At 51.8% G+C, this 23,939-nt stretch carries 25 protein-coding genes and 2 tRNA genes; 13 read left to right on the top strand and 14 right to left on the bottom strand.

Going from position 1 to position 23,939, the window contains the following annotated elements; all coding sequences use genetic code 11:
- Positions 1 to 9: 9 nt before the first annotated feature.
- The 8 genes from EHN13_RS01130 to EHN13_RS01165 form a co-directional block, all read right to left on the bottom strand.
- Positions 10 to 786 (bottom strand): metal-dependent hydrolase, encoded by a 777-nt coding sequence (locus EHN13_RS01130; protein WP_124020743.1) that lies wholly within the window; start codon positions 784 to 786, stop codon positions 10 to 12.
- Positions 783 to 1,856, bottom strand: a complete 1,074-nt coding sequence (locus tag EHN13_RS01135) for a patatin-like phospholipase family protein (protein WP_124020744.1) — start codon at positions 1,854 to 1,856, stop codon at positions 783 to 785. The genes EHN13_RS01130 and EHN13_RS01135 overlap by 4 nt, the downstream gene beginning before the upstream one ends.
- Before the next feature lie 121 nt (positions 1,857 to 1,977).
- Positions 1,978 to 2,139, bottom strand: a complete 162-nt coding sequence (locus EHN13_RS01140; protein WP_003019081.1) for a DUF1328 domain-containing protein — start codon at positions 2,137 to 2,139, stop codon at positions 1,978 to 1,980.
- A gap of 127 nt (positions 2,140 to 2,266) precedes the next feature.
- The gene (gene osmY, locus EHN13_RS01145; protein ID WP_124020745.1) at positions 2,267 to 2,884 is read right to left on the bottom strand and encodes a molecular chaperone OsmY; all 618 of its coding nucleotides are present in this window, start codon (positions 2,882 to 2,884) and stop codon (positions 2,267 to 2,269) included.
- A gap of 308 nt (positions 2,885 to 3,192) precedes the next feature.
- A complete protein-coding gene (gene prfC, locus EHN13_RS01150; RefSeq protein WP_003829982.1) occupies positions 3,193 to 4,782 on the bottom strand; it encodes a peptide chain release factor 3 in 1,590 nt (529 codons plus the stop codon).
- 92 nt (positions 4,783 to 4,874) lie between these two features.
- On the bottom strand, positions 4,875 to 5,555 hold the full coding sequence (gene yjjG / locus EHN13_RS01155) for a pyrimidine 5'-nucleotidase (protein ID WP_124020805.1): 681 nt from the start codon (positions 5,553 to 5,555) through the stop codon (positions 4,875 to 4,877).
- Positions 5,556 to 5,569: 14 nt separating this feature from the next.
- Positions 5,570 to 6,016, bottom strand: a complete 447-nt coding sequence (gene rimI, locus EHN13_RS01160) for a ribosomal protein S18-alanine N-acetyltransferase (RefSeq protein ID WP_003829985.1) — start codon at positions 6,014 to 6,016, stop codon at positions 5,570 to 5,572.
- Positions 5,985 to 6,398, bottom strand: a complete 414-nt coding sequence (locus tag EHN13_RS01165) for a DNA polymerase III subunit psi (RefSeq protein WP_124020746.1) — start codon at positions 6,396 to 6,398, stop codon at positions 5,985 to 5,987. The genes rimI and EHN13_RS01165 overlap by 32 nt, the downstream gene beginning before the upstream one ends.
- 102 nt (positions 6,399 to 6,500) lie before the next feature.
- Between EHN13_RS01165 and rsmC the strand changes: the two genes are divergently transcribed.
- The 3 genes from rsmC (at position 6,501) to EHN13_RS01180 (ending at position 7,872) form a co-directional block, all read left to right on the top strand.
- Positions 6,501 to 7,532, top strand: a complete 1,032-nt coding sequence (gene rsmC / locus EHN13_RS01170; protein ID WP_101743359.1) for a 16S rRNA (guanine(1207)-N(2))-methyltransferase RsmC — start codon at positions 6,501 to 6,503, stop codon at positions 7,530 to 7,532.
- Between the two features lie 139 nt (positions 7,533 to 7,671).
- A tRNA-Leu gene (locus EHN13_RS01175) sits at positions 7,672 to 7,758 on the top strand.
- Positions 7,759 to 7,786: 28 nt separating this feature from the next.
- Positions 7,787 to 7,872: transfer RNA gene (locus tag EHN13_RS01180), tRNA-Leu, on the top strand.
- Positions 7,873 to 7,911: 39 nt separating this feature from the next.
- Here EHN13_RS01180 and EHN13_RS01185 read toward each other — a convergent pair.
- Positions 7,912 to 8,148, bottom strand: a complete 237-nt coding sequence (locus EHN13_RS01185; protein WP_086523828.1) for a DUF1435 domain-containing protein — start codon at positions 8,146 to 8,148, stop codon at positions 7,912 to 7,914.
- Between the two features lie 253 nt (positions 8,149 to 8,401).
- Here EHN13_RS01185 and EHN13_RS01190 point away from each other — a divergent pair, with 253 nt between their 5' ends.
- Positions 8,402 to 9,478: a GGDEF domain-containing protein gene (locus tag EHN13_RS01190; RefSeq protein WP_048212780.1), complete on the top strand. Its 1,077-nt coding sequence runs from the start codon at positions 8,402 to 8,404 to the stop codon at positions 9,476 to 9,478.
- 108 nt (positions 9,479 to 9,586) lie between these two features.
- Positions 9,587 to 10,375 carry a siderophore-iron reductase FhuF gene (gene fhuF, locus EHN13_RS01195; RefSeq protein ID WP_048212781.1) on the top strand — a complete coding sequence of 263 codons (789 nt, stop codon included), beginning with the start codon at positions 9,587 to 9,589 and terminating at the stop codon, positions 10,373 to 10,375.
- Between the two features lie 29 nt (positions 10,376 to 10,404).
- On the opposite strand, the gene EHN13_RS01200 is transcribed toward fhuF, so the two are convergent.
- Entirely contained in the window at positions 10,405 to 11,748 is a 1,344-nt protein-coding gene (locus tag EHN13_RS01200; RefSeq protein ID WP_048212782.1) for a PTS sugar transporter subunit IIC, read from the bottom strand.
- 365 nt (positions 11,749 to 12,113) lie between these two features.
- Here EHN13_RS01200 and EHN13_RS01205 point away from each other — a divergent pair, with 365 nt between their 5' ends.
- On the top strand, positions 12,114 to 12,572 hold the full coding sequence (locus EHN13_RS01205; protein WP_116360623.1) for a YbaK/EbsC family protein: 459 nt from the start codon (positions 12,114 to 12,116) through the stop codon (positions 12,570 to 12,572).
- Between the two features lie 45 nt (positions 12,573 to 12,617).
- On the opposite strand, the gene bglJ is transcribed toward EHN13_RS01205, so the two are convergent.
- Together bglJ and EHN13_RS01215 are read right to left on the bottom strand one after the other, a co-directional pair.
- A complete protein-coding gene (gene bglJ, locus EHN13_RS01210) occupies positions 12,618 to 13,307 on the bottom strand; it encodes a DNA-binding transcriptional activator BglJ (RefSeq protein ID WP_101742994.1) in 690 nt (229 codons plus the stop codon).
- Positions 13,268 to 13,993 (bottom strand): helix-turn-helix domain-containing protein, encoded by a 726-nt coding sequence (locus EHN13_RS01215; RefSeq protein WP_061067185.1) that lies wholly within the window; start codon positions 13,991 to 13,993, stop codon positions 13,268 to 13,270. The genes bglJ and EHN13_RS01215 overlap by 40 nt, the downstream gene beginning before the upstream one ends.
- A 443-nt stretch (positions 13,994 to 14,436) precedes the next feature.
- Between EHN13_RS01215 and EHN13_RS01220 the strand changes: the two genes are divergently transcribed.
- The 6 genes from EHN13_RS01220 (at position 14,437) to opgB (ending at position 20,174) form a co-directional block, all read left to right on the top strand.
- Entirely contained in the window at positions 14,437 to 15,213 is a 777-nt protein-coding gene (locus EHN13_RS01220; protein WP_101742995.1) for a threonine/serine exporter family protein, read from the top strand.
- Positions 15,204 to 15,677: a threonine/serine exporter gene (locus EHN13_RS01225; protein ID WP_003019127.1), complete on the top strand. Its 474-nt coding sequence runs from the start codon at positions 15,204 to 15,206 to the stop codon at positions 15,675 to 15,677. Before EHN13_RS01220 ends, EHN13_RS01225 begins: the two co-directional genes overlap by 10 nt.
- A gap of 123 nt (positions 15,678 to 15,800) precedes the next feature.
- On the top strand, positions 15,801 to 16,340 hold the full coding sequence (gene dnaT / locus EHN13_RS01230) for a primosomal protein DnaT (protein WP_003019130.1): 540 nt from the start codon (positions 15,801 to 15,803) through the stop codon (positions 16,338 to 16,340).
- A 2-nt stretch (positions 16,341 to 16,342) separates the two neighbouring features.
- Positions 16,343 to 17,080: a replicative helicase loader DnaC gene (gene dnaC, locus EHN13_RS01235; protein ID WP_003019133.1), complete on the top strand. Its 738-nt coding sequence runs from the start codon at positions 16,343 to 16,345 to the stop codon at positions 17,078 to 17,080.
- A 70-nt stretch (positions 17,081 to 17,150) separates the two neighbouring features.
- Positions 17,151 to 17,642, top strand: coding sequence for a YjjA family protein (locus EHN13_RS01240; RefSeq protein WP_124020747.1), 492 nt, complete (start codon positions 17,151 to 17,153; stop codon positions 17,640 to 17,642).
- A 240-nt stretch (positions 17,643 to 17,882) separates the two neighbouring features.
- Positions 17,883 to 20,174 carry a phosphatidylglycerol--membrane-oligosaccharide glycerophosphotransferase gene (opgB, locus tag EHN13_RS01245; protein ID WP_124020748.1) on the top strand — a complete coding sequence of 764 codons (2,292 nt, stop codon included), beginning with the start codon at positions 17,883 to 17,885 and terminating at the stop codon, positions 20,172 to 20,174.
- A 43-nt stretch (positions 20,175 to 20,217) separates the two neighbouring features.
- Here opgB and EHN13_RS01250 read toward each other — a convergent pair whose 3' ends face one another.
- Together EHN13_RS01250 and EHN13_RS01255 are read right to left on the bottom strand one after the other, a co-directional pair.
- Complete coding sequence (locus EHN13_RS01250; RefSeq protein WP_124020749.1) at positions 20,218 to 21,663, bottom strand: tagaturonate reductase; 1,446 nt, start codon at positions 21,661 to 21,663, stop codon at positions 20,218 to 20,220.
- 13 nt (positions 21,664 to 21,676) lie between these two features.
- Positions 21,677 to 22,699, bottom strand: coding sequence for a zinc-binding alcohol dehydrogenase family protein (locus EHN13_RS01255; protein WP_048212792.1), 1,023 nt, complete (start codon positions 22,697 to 22,699; stop codon positions 21,677 to 21,679).
- Positions 22,700 to 22,835: 136 nt separating this feature from the next.
- Between EHN13_RS01255 and EHN13_RS01260 the strand changes: the two genes are divergently transcribed.
- Positions 22,836 to 23,750: a GntR family transcriptional regulator gene (locus EHN13_RS01260; RefSeq protein WP_003019148.1), complete on the top strand. Its 915-nt coding sequence runs from the start codon at positions 22,836 to 22,838 to the stop codon at positions 23,748 to 23,750.
- The last annotated feature ends 189 nt before the right edge of the window (positions 23,751 to 23,939 follow it).

The following is a 23,939-nucleotide window of genomic DNA, read 5'->3' on the forward strand; positions in this document are numbered from 1 at the left end:
ATCCGGAATTCAAAAATCAAACAACGCCGTGGTATTACGATACAGCGCGTCAGCGATCACGTCCGCAGGTTCCGGGCGCAGTTCGCATAAGACGTCAAAGACTCTGACTACCTGCTCCGGGCGATTAGGCTGCCCCTGAAAGCCGTTGAGCGGCATATCCGGCGCGTCGGTTTCCAGCAACAGCGACTCCAGCGGCAGCTGCGCCATTACCTCGCGGGTTTTACTGGCGCGCGGATAGGTAATGGTGCCGCCCACGCCAATTTTGTATCCCAGTTGCACAAAGCGTTCGGCCTGCTGCATGCTCCCGGAAAACCCATGCACCACGCCTGTTCGTGGCAAAGCATGGCGTTTAAGGTGCATCGCCAGCTTGTCATGCGTGCGTCGCGAATGCAGGATCACCGGCAGTTCGTAACGCTTCGCCAGCTTAAGTTGCGCTTCCAGCACCCGCTCTTGCTTGTCGAATTGCGGATCGTCGCGATACAGATCCAATCCAATCTCACCTACCGCCACCAGCTTTTGTGGGCGCTTATCCAGCACCTGTTGCAACTGGTCCAGGCAGTCATCACTATGTTGTTCAATAACAATGGGATGTAGACCAAGCGCGGCAAATAATGGAGGATAATTTTCCGCTAACGCCAGTACGCGGGAAAAATTCGCCGCCTGGGTGGCCGGAACGATAATGCTCTGTACACCAACCTCCGCCGCGCGCTGAATGCTGGCAGGTTCATCGCCGGTAAACGGCGGGAAATCAAAGTGACAGTGCGTATCGATAAAACGATAACTCACGCCAAATCCTCATTATTAAACGTTGTATCGTTGGCCTGAGGCGCATTGGTCGCCACCGGTGCGTGGGCATCGTTGGCCACCGGCGCGGGAGGAACTACCACCGGTCCCGGCACCACAATCTTCGGCGTCTGACGAGGCAGCGGCACGTTTTTCCCCAGCAGTTTGCCGACGGTAGCGAGGAAGTAACGACCGCACAGGCGTCCGGTTTTGTAGTCTTCCCGCAAGGCCGGAATACGGCTTCCCAACGCCATGCTATGGAGCGGTTTGGGCGGGTAGATCTCAAAGATACGCAGCTTGCCCGGCGGTTTCTCAATAAAGCTCTGAATCGCGCGATAGGTGGCTTCATGGTGCTGCACCAGATTCAACAGTGGTTGCAGGCTGCTTTCGCCCAGCCAGCGTTCCATACGCTTGAACCACTGCGGGGTGTAGTACATTTGCGAAGGCACGGTGCGGATAACCACCAGCGTTTTCGCCCCCTGCTTCGCCGCTTCCTGCACGGGAATGGCATCGCTGACGCCCCCATCCAGGTAATTCACGCCGTCCAACACAACCCCAGTGCGGTAGAACCCGGGAATCGCGCTGGAGGCACGAATAAGATCGAGCCAGTTTTGCCGGTTCGGCGAAAAATAGCCCGGCGTGTAGTCATCACCCCGACAGGCGCACATATAAAATGCTTTCCCCGCGGCAAACAAGCGCTCAGCGTTGTCCATCGCCAGCGGCATTTGGGACGAGGTCGAATCCACCAGCCAGTCGAGGTCGATTAAGTTTCCCCCGCGCACAAAGCGCACCGGGTCAAAAAACTCACGTCGGGTAGTGTAACGCATGATGACTTTACGACCGTAACCGGGCTGGTTACAGAGATAAGCTGAAAGGTTTTGCGCGCCAGCGGACGTCCCGTAGAAGAGATCAAAGGGATTGAACTGCGCGCGCATGAATTCATCCAGTACGCCTGCGGTGAAGATGCCTCTTTGTCCCCCGCCCTCGCACACCAGCGCCATACTGCCTGGTTGAAACGGACGTAACGATAACGGCGCGATATTACCGAGCGTGACGGGTATTCTCTGCCCCACCTCTGCCTTCCTGTTGTTTTTGTAATAGAGCAACAAAGTAACGCAAATTGCCTGACGCTAAAACCGTAAAAGCCAGTCCGATGGACTGGCCTGGTTGCAACTTTACTTTACAGACGACCAGTCAGGGTCGTTTACGCCCGGTAAACAGGCTGACCAGAAACAGAATGATCCCCACCACAAAAACAATTTTCGCTGCGCCTGCAGCGGTACCCGCCAGTCCACCAAAACCCAGTGCGGCGGCAATTAACGCGATAACCAGAAATATGATGCCCCATCGAAACATATGCTTCTCCTTTACCATAGTTAATGTCACCGCTTGATATGAGCGCTCAGGCTGCCCATCGGCGATATTTTCAGTGTGGTGCACAACACGCCTCCCGACAAACGTCAGGAGGACGAATTAAGTCGAATTACTGAGTTTTGAGGTCATTTTTGACGCTTTTCACGCCATCAATCGCTTTAGCGATGCTCTCAGCGCGATCGCTTTGAGCCTGCGATTCAATGGTTCCTGAAAGCTGTACCACACCATCGGTGGTTTCCACTTTCACCTTGCGGGATGGGACAATGTCATCGGCCAGCAGCTTGGCTTTTACCTCACTGGTGATTGCCGTATCGCCCGCATAGCCTTTTACGGAGGTGTCTTTGCTGTCACGCACGTGCAGTTTGTCGCTGACGGAGGTCACCCCCTCAACGCCTTTCGCCACTTTCACCGCCTCTTCGGCCTGCGCCTGGCTTGTAACAAACCCACTTAACGTCACGACTTTCTGCTCTGTTTCGACGGAAATATCGGTGCTCTTGATACTTTCGTGGTCCACCAGCGCGGCTTTCACTTTCGCGGTGATGGTGCTGTCATCCATGAAATTACCGACTTTGTTCATAGAGCTATCGACTTTCTGCCCCGCACTTTCGACGCCGGATTGCGCTTTGTCCATCGTTGAGTTTTCTGCATAAGCAGAACCCGTTGCAACAGCGGAGGTCAGCATCACGGCCAGCAGCGTTTTAGAAATCTTAAGTCCTGTCATTGTCATCGATGTATTCCTGTATGTTTTGCTTAAAGCGATGCTCAGCCGTTAAACGGCTTGAGCCAGCAACTAATCTTGTAAGTGAGATAAATATCAGCAATAGAAGCTGCAACAGGCAGCCTAAAAAGCATTAAACGCCGATATTTATGTCATCACATTGTTAAATATAGTTCACGATTTCGTGATCGCAGCCCGATTTGGCTAAAAAACAGGCAAACGAAAGAAAAACGGCAGGATTTAAGAACATTCCGCAAGGGATTTAAAAGACAGGGAAAGTTGCAGGGCACGGCGGATACCGCGCCCTGAGAGGTCGATTAGTGTTCGCGCGTTTTGCGGAACTGAACGTCAGGGTAACGTTCCTGGGTGAGATTCAGGTTAACCATGGTTGGCGCGATATAGGTGAGGTTATCACCGCCATCCAGCGCCAGCTGAATTTCGTTTTTACGCTTAAATTCTTCGAATTTCTTCACGTCAGAGCATTCTACCCAGCGCGCAGTCGCCACGTTGACCGACTCATAAATCGCTTCAACGTTGTATTCGCTCTTCAGACGAGAAACTACCACGTCGAACTGCAGCACACCGACAGCGCCCACGATCAGGTCGTTATTGGCGATCGGACGGAAGACCTGCACGGCGCCCTCTTCTGACAGCTGAACCAGCCCTTTCAGCAGCTGTTTCTGCTTCAGCGGATCCTTCAGGCGAATACGGCGGAACAGCTCCGGCGCGAAGTTCGGAATACCGGTGAACTTCATCATTTCGCCCTGGGTAAAGGTATCGCCGATCTGGATAGTGCCGTGGTTATGCAGACCAAGAATATCGCCCGGATACGCTTCTTCCACATGAGAACGGTCACCGGCCATAAAGGTGAGTGCATCGGAGATCACCACGTCTTTACCAATGCGCACCTGGCGCATTTTCATGCCTTTCTCATACTTGCCGGATACCACACGCATGAACGCCACACGGTCACGGTGTTTCGGGTCCATGTTGGCCTGAATTTTAAACACGAAACCGGTGAACTTCTCTTCTGAGGCTTCGACGACGCGGGTGTCGGTTTTACGCGGCATCGGCGCAGGCGCCCACTCCACTAAGCCGTCCAGCATATGGTCAACGCCGAAGTTACCCAACGCGGTACCGAAGAAGACCGGGGTGATTTCGCCCGCAAGGAACAACTCATGGTCGAACTCGTTGGACGCGCCCTGCACCAGCTCCAGCTCGTCGCGCAGCTGCTGCGCCAGGTCTTCACCCACGGCAGCATCAAGTTCCGGGTTGTTGAGACCTTTAACAACACGCACTTCCTGAATCGTATGGCCTTTACCGGTCTGGTACAGATACGTTTCATCTTTATAAAGGTGATAGACGCCCTTGAACAACTTCCCGCAGCCAATCGGCCAGGTGATCGGCGCACAGCCGATTTTCAGTTCGTTCTCAACTTCATCCAGCAGCTCCATCGGATCGCGGATGTCACGGTCGAGTTTGTTCATAAAGGTCAGGATCGGCGTATCGCGCAGACGGGTAACTTCCATCAGCTTACGGGTCCTGTCTTCAACACCTTTCGCAGCATCGATAACCATCAGGCAGCAGTCCACCGCCGTCAGAGTACGGTAGGTATCTTCGGAGAAGTCTTCGTGCCCCGGGGTGTCCAGCAGGTTCACCAGGCAGTCATGATACGGAAACTGCATCACAGAGGTGGTAATGGAGATACCGCGTTGCTTTTCCATTTCCATCCAGTCAGATTTTGCATGCTGGCTGGAGCCACGGCCTTTTACCGTACCGGCGGTCTGAATGGCCTGTCCGAATAACAGTACCTTTTCAGTAATTGTCGTTTTACCGGCATCCGGGTGAGAAATAATGGCAAAAGTGCGGCGTTTGGCCACCTCTTGCAAATAAGGAGACAACGTCATAGTCAAATCTTCTTAGGTAAGCACGGCAACGGGCCGGGCAAGTTGAATACGAAAAATTGCGGCTATTTTACCCATCAACGGGGGGGAGGCAATCAGTGTTTACACAGGAGCTGCTCCAGTTCGCTTAATGACGCTACGGTCCAGGTCGGCTGAATGCCCGCTGGCTGCTCGCGGTTGTGCGTATTTAGCCAGCAGGTGGATAGCCCGGCGTTAATGCCGCCAAGAATATCGGACTCTGCGGTGTCACCCACCATTAGCACGCGAGAACGGTCAGGATTGCCCGCCTGCTCCAGCGCATGGTCAAAAATACGGGAATCAGGTTTTGCCACCCCAACCTGCTCAGAAATCACCAGCAGGTCGAAATAGTCGCGCAGCCCCGTCCGCTCAAGGCGGATTTGCTGCAACGCGGTAAAGCCGTTAGTAATGATGCCGATTTTCGCTTTATCACGAATCGCATTGAGCAGAGAAACCGCCCCCGGCAACGGCGAACAGATCTCCGCCATCGCATTGATGAATGCATCATTAAGCTGGCCCGGTTCAACCTTCAGGCGTTCGGCCCAGCTCTGAAAACGGGCATGCTGCAATTGTAATGAGGTAATCGCGCCGTTTTGGTAATCCACCCACAGCGGTTTATTCACGGCCTGGTAGTCCTGAAAATCTTCAGCGGTAAAGGTAATGCTATAGTCGAGAAACATCCGCTGTAAGCCGGTAAACGAGTCAAATGTAAACAGCGTTTCGTCGGCATCAAAGAAAATCCAGTCCCACTTCTTCATCATTACACCTTGTCTTACATGCTGATTGGCAACGCCATGATGATGGCGTCTTCGTGACCATCGGCCGTTGGATAGTAATTGCGACGGATCGTCGCCTCGTTAAAGCCTAAGCTTTCGTACAGCGCGATAGCGGCGGCGTTTGAGGCGCGCACTTCAAGCCACAGCGTCAAAATGCCACGCTTTTCCAGCTCATCGATCAGATGCTCCAGCAGCTCACGCCCCAGCCCACGGCGCTGAAAGTCAGGGTCGACGGCAATATTGAACAGCGTAGCTTCATCCAGCACGACCTGCGTAATCGCAAAGGCCGCCATCACGTCATCAACCCTCAACTGAAAATTGAGGTAACGATCGCCCTGGTTGCTGGCAAATGTTTTTTCACTCCAGGGAAAAGCGTGGGCGCGTTTTTCAATCTGAAATGCTGCGGGTAAATCAGTCGGTTCGAGGGAAGAAATCGTGTTCATATGCGCAGATTTGTTGCCATAACGCGGCGCGGGCCGCGGGGTTTTCCCGTAATTCATTAAACGCAGGACTCGCGACCTGAGCGCCCTCCAGCAGCAGCGGCTCTTCGGTTCCCAGCCGCCAGCTATTACAGCGACTACCTTGCGGCAGCATGGCGACACGGTCAGGCGTCAGTTGTAAAACCTGATCCGGGCTGACGGTTAATGCGCGTAAAATATCGCTCATCAATGGTTCGGTTAGCGCGGGTAACTGTTCCGCAACTATCACCAAACGGACATGCGCAGGAATGGAAATCGCGATTTCGCCCTGCAGTGCGCCAGGACGACGCAACGACCACTGCGTAATGCCCAGTTGCTGTAACTGCCAGTCTCGTCGGGATGTCATAGCGAAACGCTCCTGTAATCAGGGGCGCAAATATAGCAAATTTGTCGAATCCGTGCCATCAAACAACTATAATCCCCCGCTGTACAATTTAAGGAGCACTCCATGTCTGCTTTTACCCCGGCAAGTGAAGTCTTGCTGCGCCACAGTGATGATTTCGAACAAAGCCGTATTCTGTTTGCCGGTGATTTGCAGGATGACCTGCCTGCCCATTTTGAAAGCGCCGCCAGCCGTGCGCACACTCAGCAGCTTCACCACTGGCAGGTGCTTAACCGCCAGATGGGCGACAACGTCCGCTTCAGCCTCGTCGCTCAAGCCGATGACGTCGGCGATAGCGATACGCTGATCTACTACTGGCCGAAGAATAAACCTGAAGCCCAGTTCCAGTTGATGAACCTTCTTTCGCTGTTACCGGTGGGTACCGATATTTTTGTTGTTGGCGAAAACCGCAGCGGCGTACGTAGCGCCGAGCAGATGCTGGCCGAATACGCGCCGTTGAACAAAGTCGACAGCGCACGTCGCTGTGGCCTGTACCACGGTCGTCTGGAAAAGCAGCCGGTCTTTGATGCTGAAAAATACTGGGACGAATACCAGACAGACAATCTGACCATCAAAACGCTGCCGGGCGTATTCAGCCGTGACGGCCTGGATGTTGGCAGCCAACTGCTGCTCTCCACGCTGACGCCGCACACCAAAGGCAAAGTTCTGGATGTCGGCTGTGGCGCGGGTATCCTCTCCGTCGCGCTTGCCAGCCACTCGCCAAAAGTGCGCTTAACCCTGTGCGATGTTAGCGCCGCCGCTGTTGAAGCCAGCCGCGCAACGCTTGCCGCCAACGGTATTGAAGGTGACGTCATCGCCAGTAACGTCTTTTCTGACGTGACGGGTCGCTTTGATATGATCATCTCCAACCCGCCGTTCCATGACGGCATGCAGACCAGCCTGGATGCCGCGCAAACGCTGATTCGCGGCGCGGTGCGTCACCTTAACAGCGGTGGCGAACTGCGAATTGTAGCCAACGCCTTCCTGCCTTATCCGAAAGTACTGGATGAAGTGTTTGGCTTCCACGAAGTTATCGCGCAGACCGGGCGCTTCAAGGTCTATCGCACCATCATGACGCGCCAGGCGAAAAAAGCGTAATTGTCTCGCAGCGAACGGCCATTCACGTGGCCGTTTTTGCATCAATCGGCCCAGCCTGGACAATTAACTATTGACGAAAAGTTGAAAACAACTAGAATGCGCCTCCGTGGTAACGATACTTTTTGAGTGTCGATGGTATGCGAAGGTGGCGGAATTGGTAGACGCGCTAGCTTCAGGTGTTAGTGTCCTTTCGGACGTGGGGGTTCAAGTCCCCCCCCTCGCACCATAATCCACGTTGATATTGCTCGCACTGGGCGAAGGTGGCGGAATTGGTAGACGCGCTAGCTTCAGGTGTTAGTGTCCTTAGGATGTGGGGGTTCGAGTCCCCCCCCTCGCACCAATTATCTTATCTTTCCTTCGATTTTCTTTCCTGTTTTGCTCATCCCTGATTCCAGTTCATCATTACCAAAACAATGCCGCCGATCAGCGCCGCGCATGAAGGTAATAAGACAAAGTGCCGTAAACGCTTGTGGTATAACATGAGTGAAGTCAGTAGTAATCCTAATACAATCATCGCCTTCCATGCGTCGAGTGACAGATCAGTAAATGCCAGCCCGGCAATCACTATCCCCGGCAGCAAAACCCCCCACCCACTGCCCAGCGCACGTTGCAACATGGTTTCACCTATGACATTGATAATGATAACCAATATCATATGATAAATTTTCTCATTTGTCAGCCAGGAAAGGCTATCAATTCTATGAGTTTTACTTAACGATTGATGACATAAATAGTTTAAGGTGATAAATTGCTCGCCGGTTAGCTTTTCATCAAAAAACAATAACGACCTGAACGAATGATTTTTCGCTCATCATTTTTTCCTTACAAACACACCTTCGTATATTGCAGATAAATAACAATATTTACCTATGACAGTACAATCCTGGCGAACTCTGCGCACTAAGAAATATCAACTTTCTTTACGTCTGTTTCTGCTTCTCAATGCAGTCTCCGCGCTGTTTACGCTTGTTTTCCCACTTTTTGCCGTCAAAGCCGTATCTGTCCCGGCGTTGCTCATCCTGGCCGCCAGTACATTGCTGTTGGCATGGCATGGCAAATATGCGAATAAAAAGATTAATCTTCCTTTTATTTCAATCGTTTTTGGCTTGCTATGGGCATTACATATTTTTCTGAAATATAACGCGCTAGGTCATAATGATTATTATTTTCTGTTAATCGCACTTCTCAGCGTGCTGTTTATTGGTTCTATCGCTTTTGCCAACAATATCATCGCCTTTACGCTACATTCGTTACCCTCAGTCGTCGTCTGTTTATGGCTTAACGGCAGCGAGCATGGTCTGCGAATTTTCTATTTTATGGCGCTACCCATGGCCGGGATCGCCATCCAGCATGTGATACAAAAGCGCTACGACGGCTTCGCCCAGCAGCTGATGTACAAACTACTGGAAGAACGGGAAACTCTGAACGGACTCAGCATGCTCGACCCGCTAACCGGTTTGTACAATCGCCGGGGGCTGCAACACAGACTCGATACGCTGTTGGCCCTGAGCAACTCGAAGCACTACGTCCTGCTGATGGATATCGACCATTTCAAGGCCTATAACGATCATTACGGACACATGATGGGCGATCAGGCGCTGATTCGCGTTTCTGCCGCGATTCGTGATTCCGTACGCTCCCGGGACGTGGTGGCACGTTTTGGTGGCGAAGAGTTTATGGTTTTGCTGACCGCGGTCGATCCCCAACAGGCCCAGGCTGCCGCCGAACGTATTCGCCAGAAAGTGTACGATCTTAAAATTCCACATATGTTTAATGAGAGCGTAGCAACCAATGTGACGGTCAGCATCGGTATTGCGCCTTTGGTGGAACAGGATATTGACTCCGCGATTACCAGAGCAGACAAAGCGCTTTATGAGGCCAAGAATATGGGTCGAAACAACACTCTGGTCAGCGATGAGCTGCGGATAAACTGCACCTCTTCCTGAGTTTTCCGTGCGGAACTGCCCGATCTTGCGACAAAGATCTTGCCATCGTTTACCCCCATCTATAGGATTAGAAATCATTATCATTTAGATTAACATCCTTATATCGCCATGGCTTACCGTTCCGCACCCATCGTTGAAGATGTCATCTGGCACAGCCATCTCCCTTCAGAGATGCCCTCGCTGGCGGCTTCCGTGCGTGCGACCATAGCCCAAACCCGCGAACACTTGCTGGATTTCATTCGCCTTGACGAGACCCCGCCGCAAGGTGCAATGACATTACATGAATGGACGCAACCGACAACGTTAAGTTCGCTTCTGGCCGTTTATTCAGACCACATCTACCGCAACCAGCCCACGTTAGTACGCGAAAATAAACCGCTGATCTCCCTTTGGGCGCAATGGTATATCGGCCTGATGATGCCCCCGCTTATGGTGGCTCTGCTGACGCAAAAAGAGGCTATCGACGTCTCTCCTGAACATATGCACGTGGAGTTTCACGAAACCGGGCGTGCCGCATGTTTCTGGATAGATGTACATCAGGATCACCAGACCACGGCACTCTCACCGCAACAACGTATGGAAACGCTGATTTTGTCAGCCCTGACACCGGTCGTTCAGGCACTGGAATCAACGGGTGAGATCAATGCGAAACTTGTCTGGAGCAATACGGGATACTTAATTCACTGGTACTTAACGGAAATGAAGCCGTTGTTAGGTGAAGAACTGTTGAACACGCTGCGCCAGACCTGCTTCTTTGAGAAACAACTATCCTGTGGCCAGGATAATCCGTTGTGGCGCACCGTCGTTCCACGCGAGGGACTGTTAGTACGCAGAACCTGCTGCCAGCGCTATCGCCTGCCCGATGTTCAGCAATGCGGCGACTGCACGCTAAAATAAGCGAGGAGCCATAGCCCCCCGCCAACACTTTATGCAACCTGCTGATTTTCCTCTTCTATCCGCTGTGCTTCTTCTTTTTCCTGCGCCAACAGTTGCCTCTCATAAACCTTAAAGAATGGGAAGTAGATGATGGCAGAAACCAGCGCCAACACGACCACCAGGATCGCCGCACGATAATCCCAGCCTAACGCCCATGCCGCGCCAACGGGTGCCGGTGCGGTCCAGGGAACCACTGAAATCACCCGCCCAATTAGATCCAGTTTCATCGCCGCCCAGGCCAGCACCGCGTTCACCATTGGGGCCAGCAGGAAGGGAATAAAGAACACTGGATTCATGACAATCGGCGTACCGAAAATCACCGGCTCGTTAATGTTGAAAATACTGGGGACCACGCTCAAACGCCCAATCGATCGTAGATGGGCCGAGCGGCTGCGCAGATAGCAAATCACCAGCCCCATCGTCGCCCCCGATCCCCCCACGACGATAAAGAACGTCCAGAACGCTTCCATAAAGATATGCGGTAAAGGCGCGCCCTGCGCCAGCGCCGACTGGTTCATGCCGAGGTTGGTCAACCAGAACATTTGCAGCATACCCGACACAATCGCCGCACCGTGAATACCGGCAAACCACAGCAGATGGCCGATCAGTACTGCCAGCAGTATCGCCGGCAGAGAATCCGCTGCGGACACCAGTGGTTTAAAGATGGCCATAATGGCCTGCGGGATCAGCATATCAAACTGCGACTGTATCACCAGGCTCAGCGGGTACAGCGTCAGCACCACCACCAGTACCGGGATCAGGAGATCAAATGAGTTTTTGATCATCGGCGGCACTTGATCGGGTAAGCGGATCCCGATGTTGTGCGCCTTCAGGAAGCGCATCATTTCAACGCAATAAATTGCCACCAGGATGGCAGTGAAAATTCCCGTACCGCCGAGGCTATCAACCGGCATCGTACCTTTGGTTTTCGGTGCGGCAATCAACAAAAACGCCATGATCGACAGCATCGCACACATAAACGGATCTAACTGATGCGACTTCACATAGTGCTTGCCCAGGTTATAGGCAATAGCCGCACATATGTAGACCGACATGATCCCCATCGTCATATCAAACGGCGTGAGTATCTGGCCTTCAAATTGTTTTGCCAGATCCAGCCATGCGCGGGCAAACCCCCAGGTGGTATCCGGCGAAAAAGGCGGATAGGCAAAAACCAGCAGAAAAGACCCTACAATCATAAACGGCATCGCCGAAATGAAACCATCACGTATTGCCATCACATGGCGTTGTGAAGAAATGCGCCCGGCGACAGGGCTAACGTAGCTTTCAACAAAGCGGAAAATCACATTAAATACAGCATGGTTAGTAGACATAGCCGTTCTCCCGTTGTGCTAAACCCTGCAACCGTGCTGGTATCAACACCACCACGTAAAACCCATTCCTACTATTCGCAACCGTGCCGGGAGAAAAACCAGCCTTACCGCTTTTTGAGTTAAGTTTCATAGATGGCTCTTATTATGTGATACAGAGGGAGTGACAGCTTCAGTATTAATCGCCATTTCAGTATTCCGCAACCGGTTACTGTAACCGGTTTCTTTGATTGTGAAGGTGATCGAGAAACTGCCAATGTTGCTGTGTTGTTACAATAAAATATTTACAGTAACGCTGCCCCTATGACAAATTACGCCAGGCGGTTTTCTGCTATGCAGGACTGCGGATAAGCGAGAGGGAGAGAAGAATGAGTTTACAATCAGTACGGCAGTTTTTAGCGCAACATGCGCCAGATATTGAAATCATCGAATTAGATCAAAGCACCGCCACCGTCGATCTGGCAGCCAAGGCCCATAACGTCGAACCAGGGCAGATAGCAAAAACGCTGTCACTAAAGGTGAAAAACGACATTATCCTGATCGTCGCCAGAGGAGATGCTCGCCTCGATAATAAAAAACTGAAAAATACATTTGGCGCCAAAGCGCGCATGCTGAGTAGCGATGAAGTAGTCAACGCAACAGGTCATCCCGTAGGAGGCGTATGTCCTTTCGGGTTGGAGACACCCATATCGGTGTACTGTGATGTCTCGTTGAAACACTATACAGAAGTGCTCCCTGCAGCAGGAGCCACTCACAGCGCGGTTCGCATTGCACCAGAAAGAATAGCAGAACTGACTGCGGCAACCTGGGTTGATGTGTGCCAGTGATCGATTTACCTTTCCATGCCAATGACTACGCCGGTACGCATCTTCTCAAGCACGCCATAACGGGGCAGTACGACGAAAAGATGACGGTTCTGCAGAGCGCACATGCAGCAGGATATCGGCAGCATTCAGTAATCCGGCATCCGAACTAACGCCCAGTTTGGACATCACATTAAATTTATGCGCACGAATCGTTTTAATGTTTCGCTCAAGCTCAATCGCGATCTGCAGCATCGAATAACCATTCGACATATAGCGCAGAATTTCGCGCTCGGTTGGGCTAAGCATACGGCATTGATTGATATACCAGAGTTTCTTCGTGTCTTCTGTTTCCCCTCTGGCACAATCCAGCGCTGCAAATAATTCTTCCTGCAACACACTCAGCGTGGATGCTTTGCTAATCACGGCATCCAGTGGTAGCGGTGACAGCGAGCCAATTAGCCGCGCCTCGTCGTCATCATCGGCAATGACCACCCGCTTGATGCGAGGGTGTTTCACCGCCAGCTCTGTCAGATAAGCCAGTCCGGTGCGGCGATCGGTTCTTTTCGCGGAAAGTGAAAAAATAACCGCGGAAAATGACGTCTGTGACATCGCCTGGCTTAAGGCTGGCTGTCCTGAAAAGGGATGAAGTTGGTATTGGTTGTTCGGTCTGGCATTAAATAAATTATAAATACCCACGCTGCTCATTACACACTTTTCTACCAGTGCGACATTTCTTTTGATACTTCTGTCTTCCATTCCGTGGTCTCTCCATAAACTGAAGGTAGATTCAACTCTCGTGCTCCTTGAGAACTATTTATCCAGGCATACATCTCCGCATTGCTGTGTATTGACAGACGACGCATCGCACTATTTTTCTGGGCGCTGATTGTCTTATTACTTTTTTTAAGTAATGTGGCAATCTGATTAATCCCCCAGCCCTTTCCCAGAAGCCGTAACACTTTCCGTTCAGATAGCGTCAGAATAATTGAGTGTACGCTATGATCCTGTTTTTCTGGTGCTATTACCGGAGAGAGCAATACCGGGCTAATTCTGTCGGCATAAACATTCCCTGCATCAATAGCATTTACTAAACTATCAATCGGTTCGGCATCAGATAACAGCGTACTGATTGGACACATCAGCATCTCAACGGCCACAGGATAATAATTTCGAGAAACGAGAAAGACCCAGTGAATATCACGATATTGAGGTAACAAAGAATAATATTGTTCGCAGACCGCACGCGGATGACTGCAGTCTCCGGTTAAATCAGCGATAACCAGATCTGAACGTCGCAGTTGCATCAATGTTAGTTCTTCTACGGCGCGGCAGTAGGTCAGTTTGTAATCAGAGAAATGCGCTTGCATTACCCCTTTAAGCCCAATTTGTATGATAGGTAATTTACTAATAATAATTGCGTTCTTGCAGCGTCCTGGCAACATAACTCCTCCATATTCACATGTCTTCAATCTTGCGCGCGCAAGTATCACCTACAATCAAATAAAATAATTAATAAATAGACATGCGTTAAACAATAGACAGGATGAATTATTTATCCTTATTCTAAATAGAAAATGGCGATGCTACGTTCCCAATAACATCACACTATAAATTTATCATGCCATAATCACGCACATGTACATTCATTGTACAATTAAAATAACTACATTAAATTATTAGCATTCCTTACGTAATTACTGTTCATCTCGAAAAATTTAGCCCTGGTTCAGGAGTGTGTCCCACGATACGATTTCCTACAACCACCAAGTGACCTGTTTCTTTTTTCAACACAAAAATTGATCTTATCCAGAGCCAACCGACTCACGCTTCATGATAAAAAGAAGATATTCTTCATTAAGAGAGCATCTTTTAGTCAGAGCGAGCTATGCAAACAGAGCAGTCGTCACAAAGAACGGTTACACGGTTATGTATACAATGCGGGCTTTTTTTACTGCAACATGGCGCAGAAAGCGCGTTGGTCGATGAACTCTCCACCCGCCTGGGTCTGGCGCTTGGGATGGACAGTGTAGAAAGTGCCATATCATCGAATGCCATCGTCCTGACGACGATCAAAGACGGACAATGCCTGACATCGACCCGAAAAAATCAGGATCGTGGCATCAACATGCACGTCGTGACGGAAGTGCAACACATCGTTATTTTGGCAGAGCATAATTTGTTGGATGAAAAAGGGGTAGAGAAACGGTTTAACCAAATCAAACCGCTACGCTATCCCAGATGGCTGGTTGCTTTCATGGTAGGATTGTCCTGCGCCTGCTTTTGTAAACTCAATAACGGCGGCTGGGATGGCGCGATGATCACCTTTTTCGCCAGCATGATCGCCATGTACATTCGCCAGATCCTGGCTTCCCGGCATTTGCATCCACAAATCAACTTTTGTATTACCGCTTTTGTCGCGACCACCATATCCGGCCTGCTGCTTACGCTACCGACGTTTAATCACACACCTACCGTAGCCATGGCCGCCAGCGTGCTGTTATTGGTCCCCGGTTTTCCGTTAATCAATTCGGTTGCGGATATGTTTAAAGGACACATTAATACCGGGCTCGCTCGCTGGGCGATTGCCAGTCTGCTTACGCTGGCAACCTGCATTGGCGTGGTGATGTCTATGACCTTATGGGGGCTGCGCGGATGGGCGTGATCGATTTCATACTGGCGCTGATGCAGGATATGATCCTGTCGGCGATCCCGGCGCTTGGCTTTGCCATGGTATTTAACGTACCGCATCGGGCACTCCCCTGGTGTGCGTTACTCGGCGCGCTTGGGCACGGCTCACGAATGGTCATGATGACTGCAGGGTTTAATATCGAATGGTCCACCTTTATGGCCTCGCTGCTGGTCGGCTGCATTGGGATCCAGTGGTCGCGCTGGTATCTGGCGCATCCGAAAGTCTTCACCGTCGCGGCAGTGATCCCTATGTTTCCGGGGATCTCCGCCTACACAGCCATGATCTCAGCGGTAAAAATCGGCCATTTTGGTTACAGCGAAGTGCTGATGATTACCCTGCTGACCAACTTCCTGAAAGCCTCATCGATTGTCGGTGCGCTCTCCATCGGTCTGTCCGTGCCAGGATTATGGCTGTATCGCAAACGTCCACGCGTTTGACAGTGCACTTTCTTTAATGCCGTGCAGAGAGCGGAATCTCCCCTCACCTGCTGCTCTCCTTCTTCTCTGTGTTACTATAAAAGCAGTCCCCTTCTCGGTTGTTGTTCAGTATTGAGAAACATTATGCCCTGCAAAATTTTGACGCCAGACGTCACGAGCATTGACGCCTTACTACACGATCACCACGCTGTGCTGGCCAAGTCTGCGGGTGGCGCCGTAGCCGTATTCGCTAACAATGCACCAGCGTTTTACGCGGTGACGCCTGCGAGACTGGCTGAGCTGTTGGCGCTTGAGGAGAAACTGTCACGCCCGGGAAGCGATGTGACATTGGATGATCAATTTTATGAAGAGCCGCAAACCGCTCCCGTTGCCGTGCCAATGGGGAAATTTGCGATGTACGCTGCCTGGCAGCCTGATGCCGACTTTCAGCGTCAGGCCGCTTTATGGGGCGTAGCGTTGCGAGAGCCGGTTACTGCTGAAGAACTGGCCTCATTTGTTGCCTACTGGCAGGCTGAAGGCAAAGTCTTTCACCATATTCAGTGGCAGCAAAAACTGGCGCGCAGCATTCAGATTGGACGGGCCAGCAATGGCGGAATGCCAAAGCGCGATGTGAACAGCGTCAGTGAACCTGACAGCCACATTCCACCGGGTTTTAGAGGATAACGATGAAAAACGTTGGCGACCTGATGAAACGTCTGCAAAAAATGATGCCACCTAATGTCGAGCCCGCCTTTAAAACGGGCGAGGAGCTGCTGGCATGGCAAAAAGAGCAAGGTGAAATTCGTGCCGCAGCGCTGGCCCGCGAAAACCGGGCCATGAAAATGCAACGCACATTCAACCGTTCCGGTATCCGTCCGCTGCATCAGAACTGTTCGTTCGAAAACTATCGGGTAGAGTGCGAAGGTCAGATGAACGCCCTGAGCAAAGCCCGCCAATACGTTGAAGAGTTTGACGGCAACATCGCCAGCTTTATCTTCTCCGGCAAACCCGGCACCGGCAAAAACCATCTGGCCGCTGCCATCTGCAACGAACTGCTATTGCGCGGCAAGTCGGTACTGATCATTACCGTGGCCGATATCATGTCGGCGATGAAAGAAACGTTCAGCAATCGTGAAACCAGCGAAGAACAGCTGCTCAACGATCTGAGCAATGTGGATCTGCTGGTGATCGACGAGATCGGCATGCAGACCGAATCCCGCTATGAAAAAGTGATTATTAATCAGATTGTCGATCGCCGTTCATCCTCAAAACGTCCGACCGGCATGTTAACTAACAGCAATATGGATGAAATGAACAAGCTGCTGGGCGAGCGCGTGATGGACCGTATGCGCCTTGGCAACAGCCTGTGGGTCATTTTTAACTGGGAAAGCTACCGTAGTCGGGTCACCGGTAAAGAGTATTAACGTATTAGGACCACTCCTAAGACTGCCAGCGCTATACTGCGCTGAAAAGGCATAACACGAGTTGCATATAATGATGAAAACTACCAAACGTCTGCTGTGCTGTGCGCTTGCCGCCGGCACGCTCATCTCCACCAGCGTTTTCGCTGCCTCCTGGCAGGATTCGCTCTCCAGCGCGGCCAGTGAGCTGAGCAAACAAAGCTCCAGCTCGCAAAGCAGCTCGTCGCTCTCTTCCCTGACCAGCCTGCTGAATGGCAGCAATCAGTCGTTGACCTCCAGCAGCATGAATAACGCCGCCGGGATCCTGGAATATTGCGCGAAACAGAAGCTGGCCTCGGTCACCGACACGCAAAACGTCAAAAACCAGGTGCTGGATAAACTGGGGCTCAGTGCTCCTGAGCAGAAGCAAGACACCAACTATATGGACGGGATTCAGGGTCTGCTCAACGCCAAAGATGGTCAACAGCTGGACCTGAACACGATTGGCAACAGCTCGCTGGCGCAGAAAGTTAAAACCAAGGCCTGCGATCTGGTGTTAAAACAGGGGATGAACTTCATTTCCTGATGCCACAAATGCCGCGCCCGGCCATTTCACCACCGGCGCGGCAGCAATCAATCCCACGAAGATATTTACCTACCACATGCGGAGTGATTGCCCGCAAAAACCCGCATATCTAAACCAATTCTGAATAACAACGTAATTAAATGTCATTACAATTGCAGCAATATAACAACGCTATTACATTGTACTGTCCAGAAATGATTAGCCTGCCAGGCGTGTGCCGGGTTTACTGAGGATCGACCGTTGTCAGAATTCATCTCCATCACTTTGTTTCTCGCTTCAGTGCTGATTTACGCCTGGAAAGCGGGTCGCAACACCTGGTGGTTTACCGCCACGTTAACGGTGCTGGGGATCTTTATTGTCTTAAACATCACGCTGTATGCCAGTGACTATTTCACGGGTGACGGCATCAACGATGCGGTCCTGTACACCCTGACCAACAGCCTGACCGGCGCGGGTATCGGAAAATATATTTTGCCAGGCGTCGGGATAGCCCTGGCGCTGACCACCGTTTTTGTCACGCTGGGTTGGATACTGCGTCGCCGTCGCCATCATCCGCATCATGTGGGTTACAGTCTGCTGGCCCTGCTGCTGGCGCTGGCTTCTGTTGATGCCAGCCCGGCGTTCCACCAGATAACTGAACTGGTTAAATCCCAGTCACGCGATGGCGATCCCGATTTTGCGGCCTATTACAAAGAGCCATCAAAAACGATCCCCAATCCGAAGCTGAACCTGGTTTATATCTACGGCGAAAGTCTGGAGCGCACCTATTTTAATAACGACGCGTTCCCGGAGCTGACACCGGAACTCGGCGCGTTAAAAAATGAAGGTCTGGATTTCAGCAATACCATGCAGCTTCCGGGTACCGATTACACCATCGCCGGGATGGTCGCCTCCCAGTGCGGTATTCCGCTGTTTGCACCATTTGAAGGCAACGCCTCGGCGTCGGTCTCAAGTTTCTTCCCTAACAATATCTGTCTGGGCGATATCCTGAAAAACTCCGGCTATCAGAACTACTTTGTGCAGGGTGCCAACCTGCGCTTTGCCGGCAAAGACGTGTTCCTGAAATCTCACGGCTTTGACCATCTGTACGGTGCACAAGAGTTAAAAAGCGTGGTGTCGGACCCGGCCTATCGTAACGACTGGGGCTTCTACGACGATACCGTGCTGGACGAAGCATGGAAAAAATTCGAAGAGCTTTCGCGCTCGGGCCAGCGTTTTTCACTGTTTACCCTGACCGTGGATACCCATCATCCGGATGGATTTATCTCACGTAGCTGCAACCGTAAACGTTATGACATCGACGGGAAGGCCAACCAGTCGTTCAGCGCGGTCAGCTGCAGCCAGGAAAATATCGCCGAATTTATCAATAAAATCAAAGCTTCACCGTGGTTCAAAGACACCGTGATCGTGGTGTCTTCCGATCATCTGGCGATGAACAACACCGCATGGAAGTACCTGAACAAGCAGGATCGCAACAACCTGTTCTTCGTGCTGCGCGGCGACCAGCCACAGCAGGATACGCTGGCGGTGAAGCGTAACACCATGGATAACGGTGCTACCGTACTGGATATTCTCGGCGGCGATAACTTTATCGGCCTTGGACGCAGCAGCCTGTCTAGCGAATCCGTATCGGAAGTGTTCCTGAACATCAAAGAGAAAATGCTGGCGTGGAAGCCCAATATCATCCGTTTGTGGAATTTCCCGAAAGAGATGAAAGCATTCACCATCGATCGGGACAAAGAGATGATCTCTTTCTCAGGGAGCCATTTCCGTCTGCCGCTGCTGCTCCGGGTCTCGGATCAACGCGTCGAACCGCTGCCGGAAAGTGAGTACTCAGCCCCGCTGCGCTTCCAGCTGGCGGATTTCGCCCCACGCGATAACTTCGTCTGGATAGACCGCTGTTACAAAATGGCGCAACTGTGGGCACCAGAACTGGCACTCTCTACCGACTGGTGCGTATCACAGGGGCAACTGGGTGGGCAGCAGATCGTGCAGCATGTCGATAAAGCCAACTGGAAAGGGAAGACGACATTTAAAGACACGGTGATCGACATCGAACGCTATAAAGGTAACGTCGATACGCTAAAAATTGTCGATAACGATATTCGCTACAAAGCTGACAGCTTCATTTTCAACGTAGCGGGCGCGCCGGAAGAGGTGAAACAGTTTAGCGGAATTTCACGCCCTGAATCCTGGGGACGCTGGTCTAACGCCCAGTTGAGTGAAGAAGTCAAAATCGAATACAAAACTCCGCTACCGAAGAAATTCGATCTGGTTATCACCGCGAAAGCTTTTGGTGACAACGCGAATCGCCCTATTCCCGTACGCGTCGGTGGCCAGGAACAAACGCTGGTATTAAGCCAGGAGGTCAGCACGACCACCTTGCATTTTGATAATCCGACGGACGCCAATACGCTGGTGATTGTCCCGCCCGATCCGGTCGCCACTAACGAGGGCAACATTCTCGGCCACTCGCCGCGTAAGCTGGGGATCGGGATGGTTGAAATCAAAGTAGTGGCTGCTCAGGGATAAAAAAAACAGCGCCCAACACCACACCGGGCGCTGCATGGCAACCTTATTCCAGACCGTTCACCGCCTGGCGCATACCCTGCACCAGAATCATCTCCAGGTTAGCCGTCACCTGTCCGGCAAGCCCTGGCTGCAACGTTAAATCTTCACCCCAGTGCGCAGTATCGCCGAGTACGGTATCCACCAGTTCACGCAGCGTTAAATCATTACCTACTCGCGGCCACAGGCTGGCATACAGGCTTACCCACTGTTCATCATCCTGGATTGGATAGCGTTCCCCGTCGCGCTCTGCACGATAAAATGCCAGCAGCGCAGCGAGGGCAAACGTTAACCGCACGGGCCAGCGCCCATTTTGCTCACCCACCAGCAGTTGCGGCAAAATTCGGGTACGGAATTTAGTCATCCCGTTAAGCGCAATGGAAAGCAACTGGTGACGGATGTAAGGGTTCTGAAAACGCCCGCTTACCGCGTCGGCAAATTCATGCAGTTCATCCGCCGGGAGATCCAATGCCGGTATGATTTCCTCGCTAATCGCCTGTTCGACAAAGCGGCGGACATCGGCATCCTGCATCGCCTCACCGACGGTCTCCAGTCCGCACAGCCACGCCACCGGCACCAGCGCCGTATGCGCCCCATTGAGAATAGCGACCTTACGCTCTTTGTACGGTTTGATATCGCTCACCACACGGATATTCAGCGGACACTGCGCCAGCTTCAGCTCCTCTGCCAGCCACTGCGGCCCCTGAATAACAAACAGATAAAAATGCTCCGCGGTATCGAGAAACGCATCGTGATAGCCAAGCGTAGCTTCCAGCGCGGCGGCTTCTTCGCGCGGGTAGCCGGTAACAATGCGGTCGACCAGCGTGGAACAGAACGTGTTTGCCGTCTCCACCCAGTCGGCAAACGCCGGGGGAAGCCGCCACTCCTGCGCATACCGCAGCACCAGGGTTTTGAGCGCCTCACCGTTATAGTCGATAAGCTCGCACGGGATAATCACCCAGCCCTTATCCACCGCGCCCTCAAAGTGATTAAAGCGTTCGAGCAGCAGGCGCGTCAGTTTGGCCGGAAAGCTCACCGGCGGCGCATCATCCACGCGGTCTGCCGGGTGATAGCTTATTCCGGCTTCGGTGGTATTCGAAAATACAAAACGGATATCTGCATTGTGCGCCAGCGCCAGATACGCCGCGAAGTCCTGATAGGGATTAATTTCGTTATTTACCGAGCGGATCAGCCGCGCCTCGCTTACCGCCTCACCCTGCTCGTTTAGCCCGCGAATCAGCGTGGTATACAGCCCGTCCTGGGTATTCAGCGACGGCGGAAAATCGGTATTAATTGGCCGAACGATGGTCACGCCCGCGTTCAGACTGGTATGCTCGTTGAGGATATCCAGTTGCCAGTCGACAAACGCCCGCAGAAAGTTACCTTCTCCAAACTGGATCACGCGCGTTGGGTAGCTGGCTCCCGGAAAATCACGTCGATTCAATGTCTTCATCCTGTTTTCCCTCTCAGAACGTGATCACGCCTTTAATCAGTTCACGGTTGTTGATCACATCCCGCTCGTAAATTTCTGCCAGTGTGGCAAATGCGTAACGGTGCGTAAGCATCATGTCGGCGGTCAATTTGCCTTCCGACATCAGGCGGCCCACTTTGGCGAAATCTTCCGGTGTGGCGTTGCGACTGCCCATCATGGTGGTCTCTTTCTTGTGGAACTCAGGGTCTGAGAACTGCAAATCGCCTTTAAACAACCCAACAAAAACGATGCTGCCGCCATGGCGAATCAAATTCACCGTGTTATTCATCGCATGCTGATTCCCCGTGGCATCAATCACCTTTTGCGCCAGCGAACCGCCAAACTGGTTTCGCAGCTGCGTATCAAAATCGTCAGCGGATGGGTCGATAACCGGAAGTCCCAACCGGGAAACCACATGCTCCCGGCGCGCCGGACTAGTATCGGCGACCACCACCTGTGCGCCATCGGCTTTGGCAATCGCTGCAGCCCCCAGGCCAATCGGACCGGCGCCAACCACAAGCACCTGCTCACCTGGTGCCACCGCCGCCCGGCGTACCGCATGCGCGCTGATGGCATAAGGCTCAATCAGCGCCGCCGCCTGCGGGTCAATCCCCTGCGCATCCAGCAGGTTGGTCACCGGAACGGACAGATATTCACTGAAACCGCCATCCTGATGGACGCCAATCACCGAAATCTTCTCGCAGCAGTTGGTACGTCCGCTCAGGCATGCCGGACACTGCTGGCAGGCCACGTAAGGAATAACCGCCACCTGCTGTCCATTTTTCATATTCTGGATATTTTTTCCCAGCCCGACAATTTCCCCACATATTTCATGCCCTAACACTCGTGGGTAACTGAAAAAAGGTTGATTGCCGCCCCAGGCATGAATATCGGTACCACAAATTCCTACCGACTTAATTTTAATGAGTGCTTCACCCTCACCCGGAATAGGTATTTCGCGCTCTTTCCAGACTAATTTTTTAGGTTCCTGGCAAATCAACGTATTCATCGTAGACATGATTCTGCTCTCCTTTTTTCTGTTGCCTCAGATATCAACGAAAATAAAAAATCCGGAGAAAGCAGAAACACAATCTGTGAATTCCAGCGCATAAAAATGTTTTAAATCGGGTTTTAATATCCAAAAAGGAGAAGCCATGAGCCGTTCACAAAACTTACGCCACAATGTGATTAACCAGATAATCGATGATATGGCGCGGGGTCATATCCCTTCCCCACTTCCTTCGCAAAGCGCGCTGGCGGAGATGTACAACATCAGCCGCACCACTGTGCGCCATATGCTGAGCCACTTAGGCGAGTGCGGGGTGCTGACCCAGGTCGGTAGCCACTATGTCATCGTGCGTAAACCTGACCATGACGACGGTTTTGCCTGCACCACCGCCTCCATGACCGAGCAAAACCGGATTTTTGAGCAGGCGTTTTTCACCATGATCAACCAGCGCCAGCTGCGCGCGGGCGAGAGTTTCTCCGAACTGCAGCTTGCCAGAGCCGCGGGGGTAAGCCCGGTAGTGGTACGGGAATATCTTTTAAAATTCGAACGTTACAACCTGATAAAAAACGAAAAACGCGGTCAGTGGAGCATGAAGCAGTTCGATCAGGCCTACGCCGAGCAGCTGTTTGAACTGCGAGAAATGCTGGAAACCCATTCCCTGCAGCATTTTCTCAATCTGCCCGACGATGACCCACGCTGGCTGCAGGCAAAAACGCTACTCGAGCGCCACCGGATCCTGCGCGACAGCATCGGCAGCAGCTTTCGTATGTTCTCGCAGTTAGACCGTGAGTTTCATGCTTTACTGCTCTCTGCTGCCGATAATATATTTTTCAATCAATCACTTGAAATCATCTCCGTGATTTTTCACTTCCACTACCAGTGGGATGAAAGCGACCTTAAGCAGCGCAACATCATTGCCATCGATGAGCATATGACCATCCTCAGCGCGCTGATTTGCCGCAGCGACCTGGATGCCACCCTGGCGCTGTGTAACCATTTGAATTCAGCCAAACAATCGATGATTCGCTCCATCAACCAAAGTCATAGCGCAGCACATTAAGTACCGATAAAAAACAGCAAACTATTACCGGGAGCACGATTTTATAAAAATAAAAACGCCGGAAAAATACCTCTTGCCTATGCTCACGCTAAGTCGACTGCATTAAAAAATTTTGTGAGCGGTGATGAGTAAATTGTTTCATCACTGGTATTTTTTCAATACTGCACAGCCCGGCTGTGTGAATAATAA

Origin of the sequence: Citrobacter youngae, assembly GCF_003818115.1 — a bacterium.
Lineage (GTDB): Bacteria > Pseudomonadota > Gammaproteobacteria > Enterobacterales > Enterobacteriaceae > Citrobacter > Citrobacter youngae.

What these genes read in the sequence shown, in the direction of transcription:
- bglJ (WP_101742994.1), bottom strand. Translation starts at nt 13,307, where the DNA reads ATGGAAGACAGAAGTATCAAAAGAAATGTCGCACTGGTAGAAAAGTGT.
- EHN13_RS01240 (WP_124020747.1), top strand. Translation starts at nt 17,151, where the DNA reads ATGATGAAAACTACCAAACGTCTGCTGTGCTGTGCGCTTGCCGCCGGC.
- fhuF (WP_048212781.1), top strand. Translation starts at nt 9,587, where the DNA reads ATGGCTTACCGTTCCGCACCCATCGTTGAAGATGTCATCTGGCACAGC.
- rsmC (WP_101743359.1), top strand. Translation starts at nt 6,501, where the DNA reads ATGTCTGCTTTTACCCCGGCAAGTGAAGTCTTGCTGCGCCACAGTGAT.
- yjjG (WP_124020805.1), bottom strand. Translation starts at nt 5,555, where the DNA reads ATGAAGAAGTGGGACTGGATTTTCTTTGATGCCGACGAAACGCTGTTT.
- EHN13_RS01220 (WP_101742995.1), top strand. Translation starts at nt 14,437, where the DNA reads ATGCAAACAGAGCAGTCGTCACAAAGAACGGTTACACGGTTATGTATA.
- dnaC (WP_003019133.1), top strand. Translation starts at nt 16,343, where the DNA reads ATGAAAAACGTTGGCGACCTGATGAAACGTCTGCAAAAAATGATGCCA.
- prfC (WP_003829982.1), bottom strand. Translation starts at nt 4,782, where the DNA reads ATGACGTTGTCTCCTTATTTGCAAGAGGTGGCCAAACGCCGCACTTTT.
- osmY (WP_124020745.1), bottom strand. Translation starts at nt 2,884, where the DNA reads ATGACAATGACAGGACTTAAGATTTCTAAAACGCTGCTGGCCGTGATG.
- EHN13_RS01205 (WP_116360623.1), top strand. Translation starts at nt 12,114, where the DNA reads ATGAGTTTACAATCAGTACGGCAGTTTTTAGCGCAACATGCGCCAGAT.
- EHN13_RS01185 (WP_086523828.1), bottom strand. Translation starts at nt 8,148, where the DNA reads ATGTTGCAACGTGCGCTGGGCAGTGGGTGGGGGGTTTTGCTGCCGGGG.
- dnaT (WP_003019130.1), top strand. Translation starts at nt 15,801, where the DNA reads ATGCCCTGCAAAATTTTGACGCCAGACGTCACGAGCATTGACGCCTTA.
- rimI (WP_003829985.1), bottom strand. Translation starts at nt 6,016, where the DNA reads ATGAACACGATTTCTTCCCTCGAACCGACTGATTTACCCGCAGCATTT.
- EHN13_RS01215 (WP_061067185.1), bottom strand. Translation starts at nt 13,993, where the DNA reads ATGTTGCCAGGACGCTGCAAGAACGCAATTATTATTAGTAAATTACCT.
- EHN13_RS01250 (WP_124020749.1), bottom strand. Translation starts at nt 21,663, where the DNA reads ATGAAGACATTGAATCGACGTGATTTTCCGGGAGCCAGCTACCCAACG.
- EHN13_RS01140 (WP_003019081.1), bottom strand. Translation starts at nt 2,139, where the DNA reads ATGTTTCGATGGGGCATCATATTTCTGGTTATCGCGTTAATTGCCGCC.
- EHN13_RS01260 (WP_003019148.1), top strand. Translation starts at nt 22,836, where the DNA reads ATGAGCCGTTCACAAAACTTACGCCACAATGTGATTAACCAGATAATC.
- EHN13_RS01190 (WP_048212780.1), top strand. Translation starts at nt 8,402, where the DNA reads ATGACAGTACAATCCTGGCGAACTCTGCGCACTAAGAAATATCAACTT.
- EHN13_RS01255 (WP_048212792.1), bottom strand. Translation starts at nt 22,699, where the DNA reads ATGTCTACGATGAATACGTTGATTTGCCAGGAACCTAAAAAATTAGTC.
- EHN13_RS01165 (WP_124020746.1), bottom strand. Translation starts at nt 6,398, where the DNA reads ATGACATCCCGACGAGACTGGCAGTTACAGCAACTGGGCATTACGCAG.
- EHN13_RS01225 (WP_003019127.1), top strand. Translation starts at nt 15,204, where the DNA reads ATGGGCGTGATCGATTTCATACTGGCGCTGATGCAGGATATGATCCTG.
- EHN13_RS01200 (WP_048212782.1), bottom strand. Translation starts at nt 11,748, where the DNA reads ATGTCTACTAACCATGCTGTATTTAATGTGATTTTCCGCTTTGTTGAA.